16 protein-coding genes are annotated in these 19,462 nt (G+C 71.3%); 13 read left to right on the forward strand and 3 right to left on the reverse strand.

Going from position 1 to position 19,462, the window contains the following annotated elements:
- Window positions 1–4: 4 nt before the first annotated feature.
- Both Apa02nite_RS11520 and Apa02nite_RS11525 read right to left on the reverse strand, forming a co-directional pair.
- Window positions 5–2,416 carry a sensor histidine kinase gene (locus Apa02nite_RS11520; RefSeq protein ID WP_203825039.1) on the reverse strand — a complete coding sequence of 804 codons (2,412 nt, stop codon included), beginning with the start codon at window positions 2,414–2,416 and terminating at the stop codon, window positions 5–7.
- On the reverse strand, window positions 2,403–3,503 hold the full coding sequence (locus Apa02nite_RS11525) for a hypothetical protein (protein WP_203825040.1): 1,101 nt from the start codon (window positions 3,501–3,503) through the stop codon (window positions 2,403–2,405). Before Apa02nite_RS11525 ends, Apa02nite_RS11520 begins: the two co-directional genes overlap by 14 nt.
- Before the next feature lie 488 nt (window positions 3,504–3,991).
- Here Apa02nite_RS11525 and hemC point away from each other — a divergent pair, with 488 nt between their 5' ends.
- The 12 genes from hemC (at window position 3,992) to Apa02nite_RS11585 (ending at window position 18,081) form a co-directional block, all read left to right on the forward strand.
- Window positions 3,992–4,909 carry a hydroxymethylbilane synthase gene (gene hemC, locus Apa02nite_RS11530; RefSeq protein ID WP_203825041.1) on the forward strand — a complete coding sequence of 306 codons (918 nt, stop codon included), beginning with the start codon at window positions 3,992–3,994 and terminating at the stop codon, window positions 4,907–4,909.
- Between the two features lie 313 nt (window positions 4,910–5,222).
- A complete protein-coding gene (locus Apa02nite_RS11535; RefSeq protein WP_203825042.1) occupies window positions 5,223–5,522 on the forward strand; it encodes a hypothetical protein in 300 nt (99 codons plus the stop codon).
- Window positions 5,519–6,535 (forward strand): phosphate ABC transporter permease subunit PstC, encoded by a 1,017-nt coding sequence (pstC, locus tag Apa02nite_RS11540; protein ID WP_239164257.1) that lies wholly within the window; start codon window positions 5,519–5,521, stop codon window positions 6,533–6,535. The genes Apa02nite_RS11535 and pstC overlap by 4 nt, the downstream gene beginning before the upstream one ends.
- Window positions 6,535–7,689: a phosphate ABC transporter permease PstA gene (gene pstA / locus Apa02nite_RS11545; protein WP_203825043.1), complete on the forward strand. Its 1,155-nt coding sequence runs from the start codon at window positions 6,535–6,537 to the stop codon at window positions 7,687–7,689. Before pstC ends, pstA begins: the two co-directional genes overlap by 1 nt.
- 2 nt (window positions 7,690–7,691) lie before the next feature.
- Window positions 7,692–9,392 carry a phosphate ABC transporter substrate-binding protein PstS gene (locus Apa02nite_RS11550; protein ID WP_203825133.1) on the forward strand — a complete coding sequence of 567 codons (1,701 nt, stop codon included), beginning with the start codon at window positions 7,692–7,694 and terminating at the stop codon, window positions 9,390–9,392.
- Window positions 9,389–11,854, forward strand: coding sequence for a hypothetical protein (locus Apa02nite_RS11555; RefSeq protein ID WP_203825044.1), 2,466 nt, complete (start codon window positions 9,389–9,391; stop codon window positions 11,852–11,854). Before Apa02nite_RS11550 ends, Apa02nite_RS11555 begins: the two co-directional genes overlap by 4 nt.
- Window positions 11,855–11,982: 128 nt before the next feature.
- A complete protein-coding gene (locus Apa02nite_RS11560; RefSeq protein WP_203825045.1) occupies window positions 11,983–12,963 on the forward strand; it encodes a hypothetical protein in 981 nt (326 codons plus the stop codon).
- Window positions 12,964–12,983: 20 nt separating this feature from the next.
- The gene (locus tag Apa02nite_RS11565) at window positions 12,984–14,561 is read left to right on the forward strand and encodes an Ig-like domain repeat protein (protein ID WP_203825046.1); all 1,578 of its coding nucleotides are present in this window, start codon (window positions 12,984–12,986) and stop codon (window positions 14,559–14,561) included.
- A 93-nt stretch (window positions 14,562–14,654) separates the two neighbouring features.
- Entirely contained in the window at window positions 14,655–15,662 is a 1,008-nt protein-coding gene (locus Apa02nite_RS11570) for a WxL protein peptidoglycan domain-containing protein (RefSeq protein WP_203825047.1), read from the forward strand.
- On the forward strand, window positions 15,649–16,257 hold the full coding sequence (locus Apa02nite_RS11575) for a hypothetical protein (protein WP_203825048.1): 609 nt from the start codon (window positions 15,649–15,651) through the stop codon (window positions 16,255–16,257). Before Apa02nite_RS11570 ends, Apa02nite_RS11575 begins: the two co-directional genes overlap by 14 nt.
- Before the next feature lie 16 nt (window positions 16,258–16,273).
- Entirely contained in the window at window positions 16,274–17,251 is a 978-nt protein-coding gene (locus tag Apa02nite_RS11580; RefSeq protein ID WP_203825049.1) for a sortase, read from the forward strand.
- Between the two features lie 14 nt (window positions 17,252–17,265).
- On the forward strand, window positions 17,266–18,081 hold the full coding sequence (locus Apa02nite_RS11585; protein ID WP_203825050.1) for a phosphate ABC transporter ATP-binding protein: 816 nt from the start codon (window positions 17,266–17,268) through the stop codon (window positions 18,079–18,081).
- Here Apa02nite_RS11585 and Apa02nite_RS11590 read toward each other — a convergent pair.
- On the reverse strand, window positions 18,062–18,472 hold the full coding sequence (locus tag Apa02nite_RS11590) for a response regulator (protein ID WP_203825051.1): 411 nt from the start codon (window positions 18,470–18,472) through the stop codon (window positions 18,062–18,064). The genes Apa02nite_RS11585 and Apa02nite_RS11590 overlap by 20 nt on opposite strands.
- A 125-nt stretch (window positions 18,473–18,597) precedes the next feature.
- On the opposite strand from Apa02nite_RS11590, the gene Apa02nite_RS11595 reads away from it, so the two are divergent.
- Complete coding sequence (locus Apa02nite_RS11595; protein WP_203825052.1) at window positions 18,598–19,440, forward strand: LLM class flavin-dependent oxidoreductase; 843 nt, start codon at window positions 18,598–18,600, stop codon at window positions 19,438–19,440.
- Window positions 19,441–19,462: the final 22 nt, after the last annotated feature.

Consider the following 19,462-nt stretch of genomic DNA (forward strand, 5'->3'; position numbering starts at 1 on the left):
CTCGTCACTGTCGGTTGTCGGGTGAGGTGTCGTGAAGCGCCCGTGTCACGCCGTACTCGAACGCCTCCGCGAAGGCCCTCGCCGCTATCGCGTCGGCGACGACCGGCACGTGATCCGACACCGACGGCTTCGTCACCTCCGGCAGTTGAGCCCCGGGCACCCGCTGACGCAGGCCGGACATCGAGGTGGGTGCGGCGGTGGCGGGCACCGCGGCGCGCACCGGGCTGTGCGGCTGCCCGGCGACCGGTGTCTCCCGGCGGACGGGTATCCGGGTCGGCATCTCAGGAGGTGGGGGCGGCGATCCGGGCAAGCCGTGGGTCACCTCGAAGCCGTTCCAGGGGTGTTGATCCCTCATCACGTGCTGGACGCGGTTCATCGCCTCCCGGACGTCGGACTGCTTCTCCACGGGGTGCCGGGGCACCGGCTCGAGCGATGACCGGTCCGGGGCCGGCGCGACCGCGGCAGGCCCGGTGTCGCCCCAGGCCGGCGGCGCCCATGCGACGGTGATCTGCCTCGGCTCCGGTACGGCAGCGGGCGCGACCGGTGCCGTGGACACGACGGCCGGCTCCCCGGCGAGCAGGGCGTCGCCGATGCTCACCTCGACCGTGACCCCTCCACCGGGAGTCTGTGACAAGGCGACGGTCAGGTTGTGCCGCCGGGCCAGGCGACCGACCACGAACAGTCCGAGCACCTGGGTCGGTACGAGGTCGAGCCGTTCCCGGCGGGCGATGCGGGCGTTCTCCTCGGCGAGTCGCTCGCCGGGCATGCCGATGCCGTGATCGGCGACGATCAGCCGGACACCGCCGGGCATCGTCCGGGCACTGACCCGGACCCGGGTGTGCGGGGGCGAGAAGTTGGTGGCGTTCTCCAGCAGCTCACCGCAGATCAGCACCAGGTCGCTGACGAGGGCCGGTGCCATCGACAGCCCGAGGGGGATGTCCACGTCGACGCGGTTGTACTCCTCGATCTCGGCGAGGGCGAGACGCGCCACGTCGACGAGCCGGACCGGTGAACGATGGATCTCCTCCCGGTCGGCTCCGGAGATCACGACGAGGCTGTCGGCGCTACGGCGCAGGCGATTGGCGATGTGGTCGAGCCGGTACAACTTGGCCAGGCGTTCCGGGCTGGTCTCCTCGTTCTCCAACTCGTCGATCAGGCTCACCTGCCCACCGACCAGGTTCTGGGTGCGCCGGCCGATGTGGCCGAACATCTCCGCGACGTTGCGCCTGCTGAGTACCTGCCGTTCGACGAGCAGTGACGCGGTGTTCTGTACGCGTTCGAAAACGCGCGCCAGATCGCCGATCTCGTCGTGGGAGTTCATGTCGAGATCTTCGAAATACACCGGCTCGACGGTTTCGCTCTCGTCGTCGGCGACCCGCTGGAGTTCCGTCTCGCCTGCTTCCGCCACCCGGGCAGCCGCCAGGCTGAGCTGGGTCAACGGCACGGCCACCGCCCGGGCCACGACCGCCACCAGGATCAGGACGATCAGCAGGACCATGACCACGAGAGCACCGGCCCCGTACGCGGCGGTGAGCTGCTGCTGCCGTTGCCGGGCGACCGACGAGGTGACGTCGTCGACGAGACCCTTCTTGACGAAGGTGCCGAGAACACTGAACGACCTGAGCGCCGGGAACAGCGTGGCGACCGGCAGCGCCGCCATCGTCGTGGTCGGATTGGCCACGAACTTGGCGTCGAAGTCCTTGCCGAGGCGGTCCCGGAAGGCGGCAGCCACCAGGCTGTACAGGTCACGTTCGCTCGAGGTGGCGAATTCGTCGAACCGGTCGAGATAGGTCTCGTACTCCGTGCGCTCCTCGCGGTAGCGGACGGAGTGGTCCTTCACCTTGCCGCCGGCCATGACGGCGAGCAGTGCGGTGCTCTCGGTGTTCGATTCGTCCAGGCGCAGCAGTGCGTCCAGCGCGTTGAGTTGCCGTCCGGCGTCGGTTCCGGAGTCGGCGTACTCGGGCAGCCGGAGAGAATCGATCATGTCGTCCAGCAGGGGGGTGAACTCGTCGAGGACCTGATCGGGCGTCGTGGTCCTGGACAGCACTCGTTGCCGTAGCGGGTTCAGCTTCGCCACCCCGCCGATCTCGGCACGTACCTGGGACGGCAGGGTGCTGCCTAGTTCCTGCTGCACGTCGTGGGCGCGATCGGTGGTCGCCGCGCTCTGCAACTCGAGATCGTCCTTGGTCACGACGCCGAGCAGGTAACCGATCGAGAGCAGCCGTTCGCGTTGCAGGTCCGCCAGCAGTGAGCCGACCCGTCCGGCCACGGTCGTGGCGACGTCGATCTCGCGCGCCTGGCCGGCGTCGTTGACCAGGCTACGGATGATCGGCAGGGCCAGGCCGGCCATCGCCAGCAGCGGAATGACTACCAGCAGCGTCAGCTTGCCGCGGATCCGGAGCCTACTGAGGAACACCGAATCGTTCCCTTCGTGAGTGCTCGGCATCGGACGGGTGCTGCGGCCTGGGCTCGTGCCACGGTGCCCGCGCCGGGCCCGCCGGGCTCCCGGCCGCCGTCGTGACCGGCAGGTACTCCGGCACCTGCGGGCCAGGACCCTGCGGAGGTCTCCTCGAATCCCTGCGTCGCCGAGCCGCCAGAGCCATCCCGGCCGGTACGAGTGCCAGCAGTACCGACACCACCAGGATTCCGACCGCCAGCAGGCGGCGCTGGCTGAGCGACGAGAGGCGGTCCCGGAGGGCGATGTCGATCTGGGAGAGCAGCGCCGCGGAGAGGTCTGCGGCGGCGACCTGCATCTCGTCGCGCGCCGCGATGGTCCGGTCCGCGTTGACGCCGCCCTTCCCGGCCAGCACCGGTGACATCAGGGGCAGCAGAGTGTCGATCGAACGATTGAAGCGGTCGAGCTTGCTGAGCAGCGCGCTGCCGAGGTCCTTGCTGTCGCTGCCTTCCACGGCGAGCCGGACGTCGTCGGAGAGGTCACGCGCGTTGCCCGCCAGGTCGGAGCCCGCGGCATTGATGTCGACTGCTGCCTTGGCCCGGTCGGCGGCGGACAGTCCGGGCACGCCAGCCAGCAGGTTCGTGTACCGGGAGGCCGCGATGATGGCCTCCGGGAGTTCCTGAGCCGCGCCGTCTTCCAGGTAGTAGGTGTCCGCCACCGGGTCACGGATCAGTTTGGAGTTGTTGCGCACTCGCTCGATCAGCGCCAGCAGCAGGTCATTGGCGCTGCCGTAGGCGGCGGTGACCGCCGCGTCGTTGCCACTGACGGGCAGAGACTCGATCTTGGCGCGGAGCCCCTCCCACCGGTCCTGGGTGCCCAACTGGTCGCGGAGTCCGCTGTCGGCGAGGGCGACGACGCTGACCGCCTGGGCGAGTGCCTCGGGTTTCGCAGCACCGCCGTTGGCAGCGATCGACTCGGCGTTCGTCAACGCGATCTCCAGCGGGCCCAGCGCCTGGATGTACCGGACGCCGGCCCGTTCCAGCGTGGCGAACGAGGACTGCTCCTCGGTCGACTGCAACACCATGGAGAACAGCACGGCCACCGACATGGTCATAACCAGTGGCAGCAGTAGCCGCACGGCGGCGCCGACCGGCCGCCCACGTTGATGTTGGCGGGCCCCTGATGTCATTATCGCCCACTTTCTGGGCAGCATGGAACGTCAACGCCGCGCTGCCCTGGAAACGCTCCACCTGCGAAGACTTACAGGTTGTAGGGGACAAGCTACGGCCCCGGGGCTGCGTGGAGTCACGGCGACTCGACCGATTGTGACAGCGCAACAGTTGAAGATCGGTAGCGTTCGGGTGGCTGTGCGCTGCTACCCCTTGCCGAGTGAACATGTGACTCATATCATCCGCGACCTGTCGGGACTCGGCTGGCGAACCCCTTCTCGGCGCTCCGGGCGCGGCATGCCGATGAGAACCGCCTGGAGCCGGCGAGGGGCAGCTGTGCCCCGGCGGCACTCGGCCGGGCGCCCGCTGGTGGCGCCGGCCCCATGCTGCGGCCCGGTCGCCCGCCCCCAGCGATAGGCTGTCCGCCATGCCCGGTTCCCGCATCCTGCGCGTCGGCACGCGCAACTCGCCGATGGCGCTCGCTCAGGTTGAACGTGTGCGGAAGATGCTGGCCGATCGGCATCCGCGGGTTTCCGTCGAGGTCGTGTCGATGACCACCTCCGGGGACCGGTGGCAGGGGCGGCTCGCCGACCTCGGCGGCAAGGGCGCGTTCACCAAGGAGGTCGACGCGGCGCTGCTCGCCGGGGACGTCGACGTGGTGGTGCACTGCGTCAAGGACGTTCCCGGTGACCGGCCGACGCCGGCCGGCACGGTGATGGCCGCCTACCTGCGGCGCGACGACGTCCGGGACTGCCTGGTGCACCCGGCCGGCACCCGGGTCGAGGAGCTGCCGCCCGGCGCCCGGATCGGCACCTCGGCGGTGCGCCGGGTCGCCCAGCTCGCGCTGCACTGGCCGGAGCTGACGCCCGTGCCGATCCGCGGCAACGCCAACACCCGGCTGGCCAAGCTCGACGCGGGGGAGTACGACGCGCTGATGCTCGCGGTCTCCGGGCTGGGCCGGATCGGCCAGCCGCACCGGATCACGCAGATGTTCGACGTCGACGTCATGGTGCCGGCGGTCGGCTCGGGGACGCTGGTCCTGCAGTGCCGGGAGGACGACGTCGAGATCCGGGACCTGGTCGCCACGCTCGGCGACGACGCGGCCCGCCGGGAGACGCTCGCCGAGCGGACCATGCTGCACATCCTGCAGGGCTCCTGCGACTCGCCGATCGGTGGGTACGCGCGGACCGAGCCTGACGGCCGGATCAGCCTGCGCGCCCGGGTCGCGTCGCTGGACGGCAAGACCGTGCTCGACGTGCACGAGTGGGCGACCGACCCGACAACGCTCGGCACCTCGGTGGCGGCCGCGCTGATGCGTCAGGGAGCACTCGACCTGCTCCGCTGAACGGCCTTTACGTCTATCCACCCTTCGGCTTATTTACGATTCTTTATCGGCAGTCCGTAGCTCGGCGACCGTATTGGTAATGCGTTACTTGCGGCCGTTGCGGGCGCTTCGGCGTCCTCCGACTCTTCCGCTGCGTCTCCTGTTAACCGGTTGTGTGTCGGCTGTGTACAGAGGCTCTTCACCGTGTGCTTCGCACGCGTGACGTTCTCTCTCGGTTCCGCGTGTCCCCTTTTCTCAGGCAGGCGGAACTGTGGCTGCGGCGCGTTTCGGATTCCTACCGGTCCGGTCTCACAACGGGGTCGGCTGGCGGCTCTTGACCACCAACAATCGTGACCTGGGACGTTCGTACACGTCGTACCCGGATCTGGCTTCCTGCCGGAGCGCCGCGCACCTGGCGCGGGAGCAGGCCGGGCAGATGCGGGTCGCCCTGGTCCGGTCCAGCGCGACCGCCTGGCGCTGGCGGCTGCTGACCGGCGACACCGTGGTGGTGGTCGCCAGCCGCGACTACCACCGCCGGTTGCAGGCCGAGCGGTCCGCGTCGGTGATGCTGAGCCTGCTGCCCGAGGCCGAACTGCTCGAACTCGGCCTCCAGCGACCACGGACGTGGTCATGACCGACACCCTGGTGATGCCGGCGGTGACGGCCGAGGCGCCGGAACAGCGGCGCCGGGTCCGGCCGTCCGGCGGCGTCGACCGGTTCTACCGGGTCGTGCTCCGGCTCGGCGGCGGCCTGGTGCTGGTGCTGATGACCCTGGTCGGCGTCTTCCTGTTCCAGAAGGCGGGTCCGGCGCTGAAGCTGGCCGGCTGGTCGTTCCTGACCACCGAGGCCTGGGAGCCGGAGTCCGGCCGGTTCGGCATCGCGGCCGTGCTCGTCGGCACGGTGCTGATCGCCGGAGTGGCGATCCTGATCGCGGTCCCGCTGGCCACCGGGATGGCGCTGTACGTCTCCGAGTACGCCCCGCGTGGCCTGCGCCGCATCCTGGTCGGCCTGGTCGACCTGATGGCCGCGGTGCCCAGCGTGGTGTACGGCCTCTGGGGTTTCGCCTTCCTCCAGGGTCACGTGATCGGCCTGGCCCGCTGGCTCGCCACGTACCTCTCCTGGATCCCGCTGCTGGAGGTGACCGGCGCGGATCCGCGGGACCCGCTGGCCACCGAGACGGTCTACACGTCCTCGACGTTCATCGCCGGGATCGTGGTCGCCCTGATGATCGCGCCGGTGATCTGCTCGATCATGCGCGAGGCGTTCACTCAGGCGCCGATCGGCGAGCGGGAGGGCGCGTACGCGCTGGGCGCCACCCGCTGGGGCATGATCCGCTCGGTGGTGCTGCCGTTCGGGCGGGGCGGCATGATCGGCGGCACCATGCTCGGGCTCGGCCGGGCGCTGGGCGAGACGATCGCCGTCTACCTGATCATCTCGCCGGTCTTCGTGATCCAGCCGCACGTCCTGCAGAACGGCGCCAACTCGGTCTCCGCCCTGATCGCCCTCCGGTACGGCGAGGCCGGCGAGGTCGCGCTCTCCGCGCTGATGGCCGCCGGCGTGGCGCTCTTCCTGATGACGCTGGTGGTGAACTTCGGCGCCGCGATGATCGTGGCCCGGAGTCGCTCCGGCGCGGAAAGCGACTCGTGATGCCGGAGCCGCGCCGCAACACCGCCACCCTGCGCCAGGAGGACGTGCTGTCCGCGCTGGGCGCCGCGGTCGCCGCGTTCTGCCTGACCGCCCTGGTCTTCTACTGGATCGCACCGTTCACCGGCGTGCTCGGGTTCATGGTGTGCTGGTTCCTCGCCTTCCTCGGGCTCTTTGCCGCGCTGGTCTGGCTCGATCGGGACGGTCCGGCGGTACGGGACCGGCTGGTCTCGGTGGTGGTGCACGGCATCGCGATCCTGCTGCTGTCCGCGCTGGTCTTCGTCGTCGGGTTCACCATCATGCGCGGGTTCGCCGCGCTGGTGCACCCGAACTTCTACGTCGAGGACCTGGGGGTGACCGGCCCGCTGGACCCGCTGTCGGAGGGCGGCGCGGTGCACGCGCTGATCGGCTCGCTGGAGCAGATCGGCCTGGCGCTGCTGATCACCATCCCGACCGGGATGCTCTGCGCGGTGTTCCTGGCCGAGATGCGGGGCCCGTTCCCCCGGCTGGTGCGGACCGTGGTGGAGGCGATGACCGCGCTCCCGTCGATCGTCGCGGGACTCTTCATCTACGCGACGGTCCTGCTCATGCTGCACTTCGAGCAGTCCGGACTGGCCGCCTCGCTGGCGATCGGCGTGATGATGCTGCCGATCATGGTGCGCGCCGCCGACGTGGTGCTGCGGCTGGTGCCCGGCAACCTCAAGGAGGCGTCGCTGGCGCTGGGCGCGAGCCGCTGGCGGACCGCCTGGCACGTGATCCTGCCGACCGCCCGCCCGGGTCTGGCGACGGCGGTCATCCTGGGCACCGCCCGGGGCATCGGTGAGACCTCGCCGGTCCTGCTGACCGCCGGTTTCAACAAGGCGATCAACGCCGACGCGTTCCACGACCCGCAGGTCTCGCTTCCGCTGGCCACGTTCATGTTGATCAAATCGCCGCAGTCCAGCATGGTGGCCCGCGGGTTCGGCACTGCCGCCCTGCTGCTCCTGCTGGTGCTGCTGCTCTTCCTGATCGCCCGGCTGATCGGCGGCCGTGGCCCGCAGGACCTCACCGCCCGGCAGCGGCGGGCCCGGGCCCGCGCCTCGGCCCGGGATCTGGCCCGCTACCAGCGGCGGACTCCGCCGACGACTCCCATCGCAGTGACAGAAGAGGTGCAGTGACCATGTTGAGGCGCGCGTTCCGTGCGGTGTCCGCGGTGCTGGCGGTGCTGGCGCTCACCGCTGCCGCACAACTGGCCGGCGCCCTGCCGGCTGCCGCGGTCGTCTACGTGCCGATCACCGGGGCCGGCTCGACCTGGAGCAGCAACGCGATCGACCAGTGGGCGTCCAATGTGAAGCAGTACGGGATCACGGTGAACTTCACCGCCAACGGCTCCACGGCCGGGCGCAACCAGTTCGCCAGCGGCTTGCTCGACTTCGGCATCTCGGAGATCGCGTACGGCAAGGACGACGCCGGTGCCTCCGAGGCCAAGCCCAAGTTCAAGTACGCCTACATGCCGATCGTGGCCGGTGGCACCGCGTTCATGTACAACCTGGAGGTCGGCGGGAAGCGGGTCACCAACCTTCGGCTCTCCGGTGACACCGTCGCCAAGATCTTCACCAACGCGATCACCTACTGGAACGACCCGGTGATCAAGGCGGACAACCCCGGCCTGGCGCTGCCGGCCCGCAAGATCGTGCCGGTGGTGCGTTCCGACGGCTCGGGTACGACCGCCCAGCTCACCACGTGGATGAAGGCGCGCTACCCGGCACTCTGGGACGCGTACTGCGCGAAGGCCGGCCGGGCCACGCCGTGCGGGGTGACCTCGCTCTACCCGACGATCCCGGGCAGCGCGATGACCGCGCAGAGCGGCTCGCAGAACGTCTCCGGGTACGTGGCGCAGAAGTCCAGCGTCGGCGCGATCACCTACGTCGAGTACTCGTACGCCCGGAACGCCCGCTTCCCGGTCGCGAAGATCCGGAACGCCAAGGACTTCTACGTCGAGCCGACCGCGAAGTCGGTGGCGGTGGCCCTGCTCGCCGCGAAGATCAACAACAACGAGAGCTCGACCGACTACCTGACCCAGGACCTGAACGGGGTCTACGCCTACGACGACCCGCGGACGTACCCCCTGTCCAGCTACAGCTACATGCTGGTGCCCACGGTGCAGACCGACCGGTTCACCACGACCAAGGGGCAGACGCTCGGCGCGTTCGCCTACTACTTCCTCTGCGAAGGCCAGCAGCAGGCCGACGAGCTCGGCTACTCGCCGCTGCCGAAGAACCTGGTCGAGGCCGGGATGGAGCAGATCCGGAAGGTGCCCGGGGTGACCGTGAAGGACATCAACCTGTCCGGCTGCCACAACCCGACGTTCTCCAAGGACGGCTCGAACACCTTGGCGAAGAACGCGCCGTACCCGCAGGCCTGCGACAAGGTCGGTCCGACCCAGTGCACCACCGGCACCGGCGGGGCCACCGCGCAGACACCGACCAGCGGCGGCGGCAAGACCGGCACCGGTACGGGCAGCAGCAGCGGCAGTGGCACCGGCAGTGGGAGTGGCAGCGGCACCGGGACCGGGGGCAAGACCGGGACCGGCACGAAGACCGGCACCGGAGCCGCGGCCGGTGGCACCGGCGGGAACACGTCCAACGGCGGCGTGACCGGCGGTGGCGGCGCGGTCGACCCGGACACCGGGCTGGCGGTCGGTGGCTCCGGTGGTGGCACCGGCGTGGACTCGGCGCTGGCCGTCCCGGTGCCGGTCGGTGTCCAGATCGACTCCACGCTGCGGACCGTGCTGATCGCGGTGGCCTGCGCCCTGCTGGTCGGTCTGACCGTCGGCCCGCCGCTGATCGCCCGGATGCTCCAGCGGGGCGGCAAACGATGATCCGGCGTGCGGCCGCGGCGGTGCTCACCGTCGTACTGATGATGGTTTGTGCTCCGGTCGGTCCGGCGGCAGCGGCGGACAGTTCCGCGGTGACGGTCTCGGGCCGCGGGGTGTTCGGCGACCTGAAGGTGACCGTCAGCCAGACCAGCAACCTGATCAACCAGGTGGTGACCGTCTCCTGGACAGGCGGCCGGCCGACCGGGGACATCGCCGCCTACCAGGACTACCTGCAGATCATGCAGTGCTGGGGGAACGCCGCCGGCGGGCCGACCCGGGAGCAATGCCAGTTCGGCGCGCTCTTCACCGACAACCGGGGCGGGCTCTACACCGGCAGCCGGCGGCTGAACTACGCGTCCTACTGCGCACCGGCGGACGAGCAGGCCGGAAAGTGCACCGGGCTGCGCGACCCGCTGGAGACGGCCAAGCCGTTGCCGTCCAACGACCCGGTCTACGTGCCGTTCACCCCGGTCGAGGGCAAGGCGGTGCCCGGCCCGGCCGGCGGCGAGTACTTCGACTCGGCCACCACCAACGAGATGCCCTACGCCCGGACCGGCGCGGACGGCCGGGGCGAGGAGTTCTTCGAGGTGCAGACGGCCTCCGAGGCGCCCGGGCTGGGCTGCGGGACACAGCTCGCCAACGGCACCGGGCGGGCCTGCTGGCTGGTGATCGTGCCGCGCGGGGAGTCCGAGGTGGACGGCACCACCGGTGACGCGAAACCGCACCACGCACTGGACTCGTCGCCGCTGAGTGCGACGAACTGGGCGAACCGGCTGGTCGTACCGATGAAGTTCCAGCCGCTGGGCCGGGTCTGCCCGATCGGCGGCGCGGAGAAGCGCGCGGTCGGCGCGGAGGCGATGACCGAGGCGATGATCCGCTGGCAGCCGGCGCTCTGCGCGAGCCACTCCGACCGGATCTTCGGCTGGACCCAGACCACCGACGCGCAGGCCCGTGACCGCCTGGCCGGTATCGACCCGGGCCTGGTCTTCGTCAACCGGCCGGCCGCACCGGATCCGGAGCGGACCGTTGTCTACGCCCCGGTCGCGGTATCCGGGCTGGCCATCGCGGTCAACCTGGACTGGCAGTCCGGGCTCGGCGCGACCGCCGAGGAGCAGCTGAACGAGGGCAAACGGGTGCCCACCCTAAAGCTCACTCCACGGCTGGTGGCCAAGCTGCTGAGCCAGTCGTACCGGTCCGGCGCCGACCCGAAGCGCGAGTCGGTGCTGAAGAACCCGGAGACGATCAGCTACGACCCGGAGTTCCGCGAACTGAACCCGGACTGGGCGCCGGACGACCCGGAGAACGCCGCGACCGGCGCGCAGCTGCCGCTGGCGATCGGGGACGCGCTGATCGGAGTCGGACAGACCGACATGGCCACCCAGCTCTGGGAGTGGGTGCTGTCCGACCCGGAGGCAAAGGCGTTCCTGACCGGTACGCCGGACCCGTGGGGGATGGCCGTCAACCCGGTCTACCCGACCCTGACCTGGCCGGAGGACAGCTTCCCGAAGAGCGACCTGTACTGCACCAAGCTGCGCAACGACGCGCAGAAGGACGTGGACTGGTGCACGCTCGACATGCACCCGTACGCGAACAACATGCACGACGCGGCCCGGTCCGCAGCCCGTGGTGACACCCTGGTCCGCAACGCCACCGCGTTCGACAGCACCGGCGCGGTGATCGGCTGGAAGAAGGGCAACCCGCAGCCGCAGGGCAAACGGGCGGTGCTCGCGGTGACCGACGTCGCCACCGCCCAGCGGTACGGGATGCCGCTGGTCCAGCTGCGCAACGCGTCCGGCGCCTTCGTCGCGCCCACCACGGCGAGCCTGCTGGCCGGGGTGGCGGCGATGAAGCCGTCCACGGCCGTCGGCAGTGTCCTGACGCCGAACCCGGCCAGCACCTCGGCCGGGGCGTACCCGCTGACCTCGGTGATCTACGCGGCCACCGCGCCCAAGGAGATCGACGAGGAGCTCGGCCCGGTGTACGCGGCGCTGCTGCGCTACGCGGCCGGCGACGGGCAGACACCGGGCGTCAAACCTGGCACCCTGCCGTACGGATACGCGCCGCTGCCGGCCGCCCTGCGCGCCCGGACCAGGGCCGCCGCGACCACGATCGAGAAGACGGCCGGCAAACCGGTCACGGCGGTGACCCCCACGCCCACGACGACCGGCGGCTCCTCGGGCGGCGGCGGCTCGACCGGCGGCTCGGGATCGGGCTCCGGGTCCGGCACCGCGACCACCGCGCCCGCCACCGCGCCGGCCACCGGAACCGCCACACCCCCGGACGTGCCCGCCGCGACCCCGACCGGCATGGGCTCCGCCGTCCCGGTCGCGCAGGCCGACCCGACCCCCGGCAGCCCGCTCGGCAACGTCCGGTACGGGCTGGTCGCGGCGCTGGCCGCCGGACTGCTAGCCGCGCTGGCCGGCCCGATCCTGCTGCGTGTCGCCCGGACCCGGCGGGGCGGGTGATCGGCCCCGAAGACGTCTGTGGCCAGGAGCGGTAACTCCTGGCCACAGCACCGGCAGTTCGCAGCTGCCGGCGCAAGTGCGGCCGGACGACTGTCCGGCTCGCGAACGCAGAGAAAAGGATAGCCGCAGTGCAGAACAAACGGTTCCTGGCCATGGTCGGGGTCGGGCTCGTCGCGGCACTCGCCGTGACCGCCTCCCCGGCTCAGGCCGATCCCTCTGGTGCACCCACCTATCGCACGCTCGCCGGTGTCGGCTCGGACACCACCGAAGGTGTCCTGAACGGGCTGTCGGAGCTGGTCACCGACACCGCCGGCAACAAGCAGATCGCCTCCTACGACGCGTTCGGCTCGGAGGACATCAAGACCAAGGAGACCGGCTGCACGCTGAAGCGCCCCGCCGGTTCGGGCGCCGGTGTCACCGCTCTGGTCGCGTCACTCGACGCGAACAACGGCTGCCTCGACTTCGCGCGGTCGTCGAGCAACAACGCGTCGTCGTACCCGGGCAAGAACCTGACCTACATCCCGTTCGCGGTGGACGCCGTGACCTACGCGGTCCGGTCGGACAGCACCATCTCGCGCAAGCTCACCAAGGCGCAGCTCACCACGATCTACAACTGCGCGGGTGGCACGGCCTTCAAGCCGATGCTCCCGCAGTTCGGCTCCGGCACCCGCAGCTTCTTCCTCAAGTCGCTGGGCTTCACCGACGCCACCACGTTCACCCAGACGGCGAACCACACCTGCATCGGCGAGGCCGACGCGACCGGCGTGGCGCTCCAGGAGAACAACGGCATCCTGCTGACCGACCCGAAGCAGATCGTGCCGTACTCGATCGCCCAGTACCTGGCGCAGACCACCGTGGTCGTCGCCGACGTGCACGGCAAGACCGTGCTCGGCCAGCTCGACGGCATCGCGCCGACCGTGCTGAACACCGCCTCGACGATGGCCCGGGACGTCTACAACGTCGTTCCGACCGCGCGGCTGACCACTGAGGCGTACGCCTCGGTCTTCGTCGGCCCGACGTCGAAGGTCTGCGCGAACGCCAACACGATCAAGAAGTACGGCTTCGCGCCGCACACGTCCTGCGGCGACACCCTGCTGCGCACCCCCTGACCGAAGGCGAGACGACTCCGATGCAGCTCACATCCCGTACCGCCAAGGGCGCCCTGGTCGCCGTCGCGGCCACCGCCCTGGTCCTGCCGTTCGGCGCGGCGGCGCAGGCAGCCCCGGCCGCCGGAACCCTCGGCAGCTGGACCACCACCCCGGCCACCGGCCTCGACACCTCCGGCCCGAAGGTGCACACCTCGGCCGGCTGTTCGACGGACTCCGACTCCTACTGGGCCTACCTGTACGGCCCGGGCAAGTTCGCCGACGGCTACCTGATCGCCCAGCCGCAGGACGTCGGGTTCTCCACCACCTCCGGGTTCGACGTCCAGCTCGGCGTCAGCTTCAAGGACGCCGCCACCGAGCTGGGCACGGTCATCGTGCCCGGCCAGTACGACCTCGTGATCAGCTGCGTGGACGGCTTCGCGCAGGTGGTCAAGGGCACGTTCGGCGGAGCCTTCTTCTTCACCACGGCCACCGCGTGGACGACCACCGACCCGAACCAGTCGACCGCGTCGACGACGGTGCTCACCGTCGCCCCGACCGGCCCGGTCACCGCCGGTGACGAGGTCACCCTGAAGGCGGCCGTCACCCCGGCTACCGCCGCCGGCACCGTGCAGTTCAAGGACGGCAGCGCGAACCTGGGCAGCCCGGTCACCGTCGCGGCCGGCGCCGCCGAGCTGAAGACGTCGGCGCTGACCGCCGGCGACCACTCGCTCACCGCGGTGTTCACCAGCACCACGACCGGCGTCGCCGGTTCCACCTCGGCGGCGGCCACCCTGGTCGTCACGGCGGGCGTGGCGCAGACCACCAGCACCGCGCTGGCGGTCAACCCGCAGGGCTCGGCGGAGAAGTTCTCGCCGGTCACCCTGTCCGCGTCGGTGACTCCGGCCACCACGGCCGGCAAGGTCCAGTTCACCGACGGTGGCAAGGACCTCGGCGCGCCGGTCACCCTGGCCGGCGGCACCGCCACGCTGACCACCAGCAGCCTGGCCGAGGGCGACCACGGCTTCACCGCCCGGTTCGTGCCCGCCGACGCGACCCGGTTCGCCGGTTCCGAGTCGGGCTCGGTCGCGCTCACCGTCACCCCGTTCAAGGGTGGCAGCGCCTCGCAGACCATCTCCACCACTGTGGAGAGCGGCGCGCTGACGATCAGCGTGGCGAACAGCACCCCGGTGGTGCTCCCGGCACCGGCGCTCACCACCGACGCCGCGAGGCTGACCACCTCGGGCAGCCTCAACGCCCTGACCGTCACCGACACCCGGGCCGGTGACTTCGGCTGGAACGTCTCCGGCCAGGTCTCGGACTTCTCCGACGGCTCGAACCACTCGATCAACGCGGCCAACCTCGGCTGGTCGCCGAAGGTGCTCGACAAGTCGGCGTCGCAGACCGTGACCGCCGGCACCAAGGTCGACCCGGCCGACGCGATCGCCTCGGGCGCGGCCGCCCCGGCCGGCCTCGGCCTGGCCAGCGCCCGCACCCTCGCGGTTGCCGGCCGCGGCGCGGGCATGGGTACCGCCCATGTCACCGCCGACGTGTCGCTGCAGGCGCCGACCACCACCGTGGCCGGCACCTACACCGCGACGCTGACCATCACCGCCATCTGACCCACCTCCCGGTGCGGGACGGCCCCGGGGCCGTCCCGCACCACCCCCTCCGGCTCATCTGTTTCAAGTCCCTCTGCGTCAAGGACGGTCACCATGCGGCGTGCGGTCACGGCACTGCTCGGCATCCTCATCGGGCTCGGGCTCGCCGGCCCCGCGGTCGCGGCGCCGGCCGCCTCCGACGGCCGGGTCACCTTCGGGGTCCGCCCGACCGGCAAGACCGGTCCGGACAAAAGGTCCACCTTCGCGTACGCGGCGACACCCGGCGGCGTACTCACCGACCAGGTGGAGGTCTCCAACGCCGGGTTGAAACCGATCACCGTACGGGTCTACGCCAGCGACGCGTTCACCACCAGCGGCGGCGGCTTCGACCTGCTCGCGGCGAGCACGAAGTCGGACGACGCGGGCGCCTGGGTGACCGTGTCCAAGGGCTCGGTGACGGTGCCCGCCCGCGGCCGGACGATCGTGCCGTTCACCCTGCGCGTCCCGGCCACCGCCACACCGGGTGACCACACCGCCGGCATCGTCGCGTCGGTCTCCACCGTGCAGACCGACGCCAAGGGCAACCGGGTCGCGGTGGACCAGCGGGTGGGTTCGCGGGTCTACCTGCGTGTCAGCGGGGACCTGTCGGCGCGGCTGACCGTGGAGAAGCTGACCGCGACGTACCACCCGGACCGGAACCCGTTCAAGACCGGCCGGACCACGTTGACCTACCTGGTGCGCAACACCGGCAACGTCCGGCTGGGCGCCCACCAGAAGGTCAGCGTGAGCACGCTCTGGGGCGGCAAGCGGGAGGCCGACGGCGTCGCCGACGTGGCCGAGATCCTGCCCGGCGACGCGGTCACGATCACCGCCGAGGTCACCGGGGCGCTGCCCGCCGTGTGGCTGACCGGCGCCGTGCACGCCGACCCGCTGGCCCGGCCCGACGACCAGAAACTCCAGCTCAGCGCGGTCACCCGGGAGTACGGCTTCTGGGCCGTCTCGTGGACCACCGCCCTGGCCCTGGCGCTGCTGCTGGCGGCGCTGGTGACCGGTGGCCTGCTGATCCGGCGCCGCCGTCGCCGCGCCCCGGCCGCCCCGGTGGTACCGAGTGCCGCGGCCTGAGCGTGCGCTGGCGGTGCTCGCCGCGACGCTGCTGACCATAACGCCGTCGCCGGCCGGCGCCGCACCGGCCACCGGCACGGTCACCTTCACGCCTGCGGCCAGCATCGCCCTGGCGGCGATCAAGGTGCACACCTCGGGCGGCTGCCCGGCACCGGCGGACGGCTTCTACGCGACCGCGCGCGGCCACGGCTTCCCGCCGGACGGGCAGATCGTGACCGCGCCGACCGCGGCCGGAATGTCCCGGACGGCCGGCTTCGACGTCTGGTTCGCGCAGACGATGGCCGACTTCGCCACCGACAACCACACCGCGCTCAGCGGCCGGTACGACGTGACAGTGTCCTGCGTGGACTCGTTCAAGGGGGCGGTGTTCGCGCAGTACACCGGCGCGCTGGTGTTTACCTCGCCGACCTCCTATCAGAGCGGCGCGACCGCTTCGACCGCCGCACCGGCCGCGATACCAGCCGCTCTACCAGCCGCTTCACCGGCGGCCGTGCCCCGGTCGTTCCCGTGGTGGCTGCCGGTCACCGGCCTCGCCACGGTCCTGCTCGCCTTCGAGACCGGACGCCGCTTCGGCCGGCGTTCCCGCCACCCGTGACACCCCAGGAGGACCCGTGACGACCACGCTCGCCCCGGTCGAGCCGGCCCCGCCCGCGCCCCCGGCCGTCGTGGCGCCCACACCCGCACCGGCACCGGAACCACCCCCGCCGCCACCGGCCGCCGAGCCGGCGCCGCAGCCGGGACCGTTCTGGGCCCGGCTGACCGGCACCGCGCTCACCATCCTGGCCGCCGTCCTGCTCGGCTTCCTCGCGCAGTTCACCGTGCTCGGCTCGCTCGGGCACGACCGCGCGCAGACGGTGGCGTACGCGACGTTCCGTTCCGACCTGGCCCTGGCCGTCGCGCCGGTCGGCCACCTAAGCCCCGACGGCACGGCGCCGCTGGCCGAGGGCACCGCGGTGGCGGTGATCGCGATCCCGGCGATCGGCGTGCGCGAGGTGGTGTTCGAGGGCACCACCGGCGGGGTGCTGACCCGGGGGCCCGGGCACCGGCGCGACACCGTACTGCCCGGTCAGGCCGGGGTCAGCATCCTGATGGGCCGCCGGGCCGGTTACGGCGGGCCGTTCGCCCGGATCGGCGACCTGGCCGGCGGCGACCGGATCACGGTGATCACCGGGCAGGGCGAGCAGACGTACGAGGTGATCAGCGTCCGCCGGGCCGGCGAACCGCAGCCACCCGCGCTCGCCGAGGGCGCCGGCCGGCTGACCCTGATCACCGCCGACGGAGCCGCCTACCTGCCGGACGACGTGCTCCGGGTGGACGCGAAGCTCACCTCCGACGTGCGGGAGACACCGGCCCTGGCGATCTCCACCGCCCTGCTGCCGCCGGCCGACCTGATGATGGGCATCGAGCTGATGGCCCTGATCCCGCTGGTCCTCTGGGGACAGTTGCTGTTCGTCGCGGCGCTCGCGCTGGCCTGGGTCCGGCAGCGGCTCAGCCCCTGGCACGCCTGGCTGATCGGCGTACCGGTTCTGGCGCTGCTCGGCCTGCTGGTCGCCGGCCAGGTCACCCGTCTGCTGCCCAACCTGATCTGATCGAGGAGCCACCGATGACCGAATCCGCCGTTCTGACCCCCGTCCCGCGGTCCGACGCGCTGGCCCTGGAGGCCGAGGCGGTGTCCGCGTGGTTCGGCGACCACAAGGTCCTGGACCGGGTCTCGCTGACCATGCCGGCCCAGCAGGTGACCGCCCTGATCGGGCCGTCCGGCTGCGGCAAGTCCACGTTCCTGCGCATCCTGAACCGGATGCACGAGCTGGTGCCGAGCGCGTCACTGGCCGGCGAGGTACGGCTGGCCGGCGACGACATCTACCACCCGGGTGTGCGGGTCACCGACGCGCGCCGCAAGATCGGGATGGTGTTCCAGAAGCCGAACCCGTTCCCGGCGATGTCGATCTACGACAACGTGCTGGCCGGGTTGAAGCTCACCGGCACCCGGGCGCCCCGCGGCGTCCGGGACGGCCTGGTCGAGGAGTGCCTGACCCGGGCCGGGCTGTGGAAAGAGGTACGGGACCGGCTGCGCCAGCCGGGCGGCGCCCTCTCCGGCGGTCAGCAGCAGCGGCTCTGCATCGCGCGCTCGCTGGCGGTCCGCCCGAAGGTCCTGCTGATGGACGAGCCGTGCTCGGCGCTCGACCCGACCTCAACCCGGCGGATCGAGGAGACCATCACCGAGCTGGCCGAGGCGGTGACCATCGTGATCGTCACGCACAACATGCAGCAGGCCGCCCGGGTCTCCCAGCGGTGCGCGTTCTTCCTGGCCGAGCAGGGCACGCCGGGGCACATCGTGGAGGCCGGTGACACCGGGCAGATGTTCGGCGCGCCGGTCGACCCGCGCACCGAGGACTACGTCAACGGCCGGTTCGGCTGACCGGCCAGGCGGCCAGGTGGCGGCGGCTGATCAGGGCCTGCAGCTCGGCGACCAGGGTGGTCGGGGTGAGCGGCTTGGTCAGGTAGCCGTCCGCGCCGGAGATCAGGCCGGCGTCCACGTCGTAGGCGTGGCCGTTGCCGGAGACCATCAGGATCGCCATGTCCCGGGTCGCCGGGGTGCTCCGGGCCAGCTGGCACAGTTCCATGCCGTTCATGGCCGGCATCCGCACGTCGGTGATCATGCCGATCGGCTGGGCCCGGGTGAGGATGCGGGCCGCGGCCTGGCCGTCCTTCGCGCCGAGCGCGCGGTATCCGGCTGACTCCAGACTGACCGTGAGCAGGTCCCGGACGTCGGCGTCGTCGTCGGCGATCAGGATCAGGTTCTGGTTCATGTAGGTCCCGATCGGCAAATGTTTGCCGTGCAGCAGATATCTTCGGTTGCGGTCCGGTTGCGGACCGCGTCTGCCATCGGCAGAAGAATGCGGCGTACGACCGGACGGCTCGGCAGAATCCGCCCATGGCCACCTTCTCCCTGCAGGCACAGCCCACCGACGCCGCGGACTGGCTCGACCTGGCCCGGCGTGCCGAGACCGCCGGCTTCCACACCCTCTACGTCGCCGACCACCCGGGCAGCTGCGCGGCGCCGTTCGTGGCGCTGGCCGCGGCCGCCGCCGTCACGAGCACGATCCGGCTCGGGTCGTACGTGGTGAACGCCGGCGTCCGGGAACCGATCCTGGTCGCCGCGGACGTCGCCACCCTGGACGTGGTCTCCGGTGGCCGGGCCGTGCTCGGGATCGGCGCCGGGCACACCCCGGCCGAGTGGGCCGCCGTCGGGCGGGTGCGCCCCGGCGTTGCCGCGCGGGTGGATCACTGCATCGCGGTGGCCGAGGCAACCGTACGGATGCTGGCCGGTGACGGGCTGGCGAAGCCGCGCCCGGTGCAGGAGAAGGTGCCGCTGCTGTTCGGGGGCGGGAACACCCGGCTGCTGCGCTGGGCGGCCGGGCACGCCGACCTGATCGGGCTGTCCGGGCTGGGCCGCACCCTTGAGGACGGGCACATGCACGCCGCGCGGTTCCGGCCGGACCAGGTGGACGCGCAGGTCGAGCTGGCCGGCGGGACTCCGGTGGAAGCGCTGGTGCACTACGTGGAGGTGACCGACGACGCCGGGGCGACGTACCAGAAATGGGCCGAGAGCGCGGAGATCAGTGAGGCGGAGATGGCCGCGACCCCCTATGCCCTGGCCGGGACGGAGAGTGAGATCCGGGCGAAGCTGGACCAGAGCGAACGCCGGTGGGGTCTGACCCGGTACGCGATCCGCCGCCCGGCCTTCGAGGCGTGCCCGGCGCTGCTCGCGATGTGAGGCCGGCCGGGCCGCCCCGTGG

Source organism: Actinoplanes palleronii, assembly GCF_016862315.1.
Lineage (GTDB): Bacteria > Actinomycetota > Actinomycetes > Mycobacteriales > Micromonosporaceae > Actinoplanes > Actinoplanes palleronii.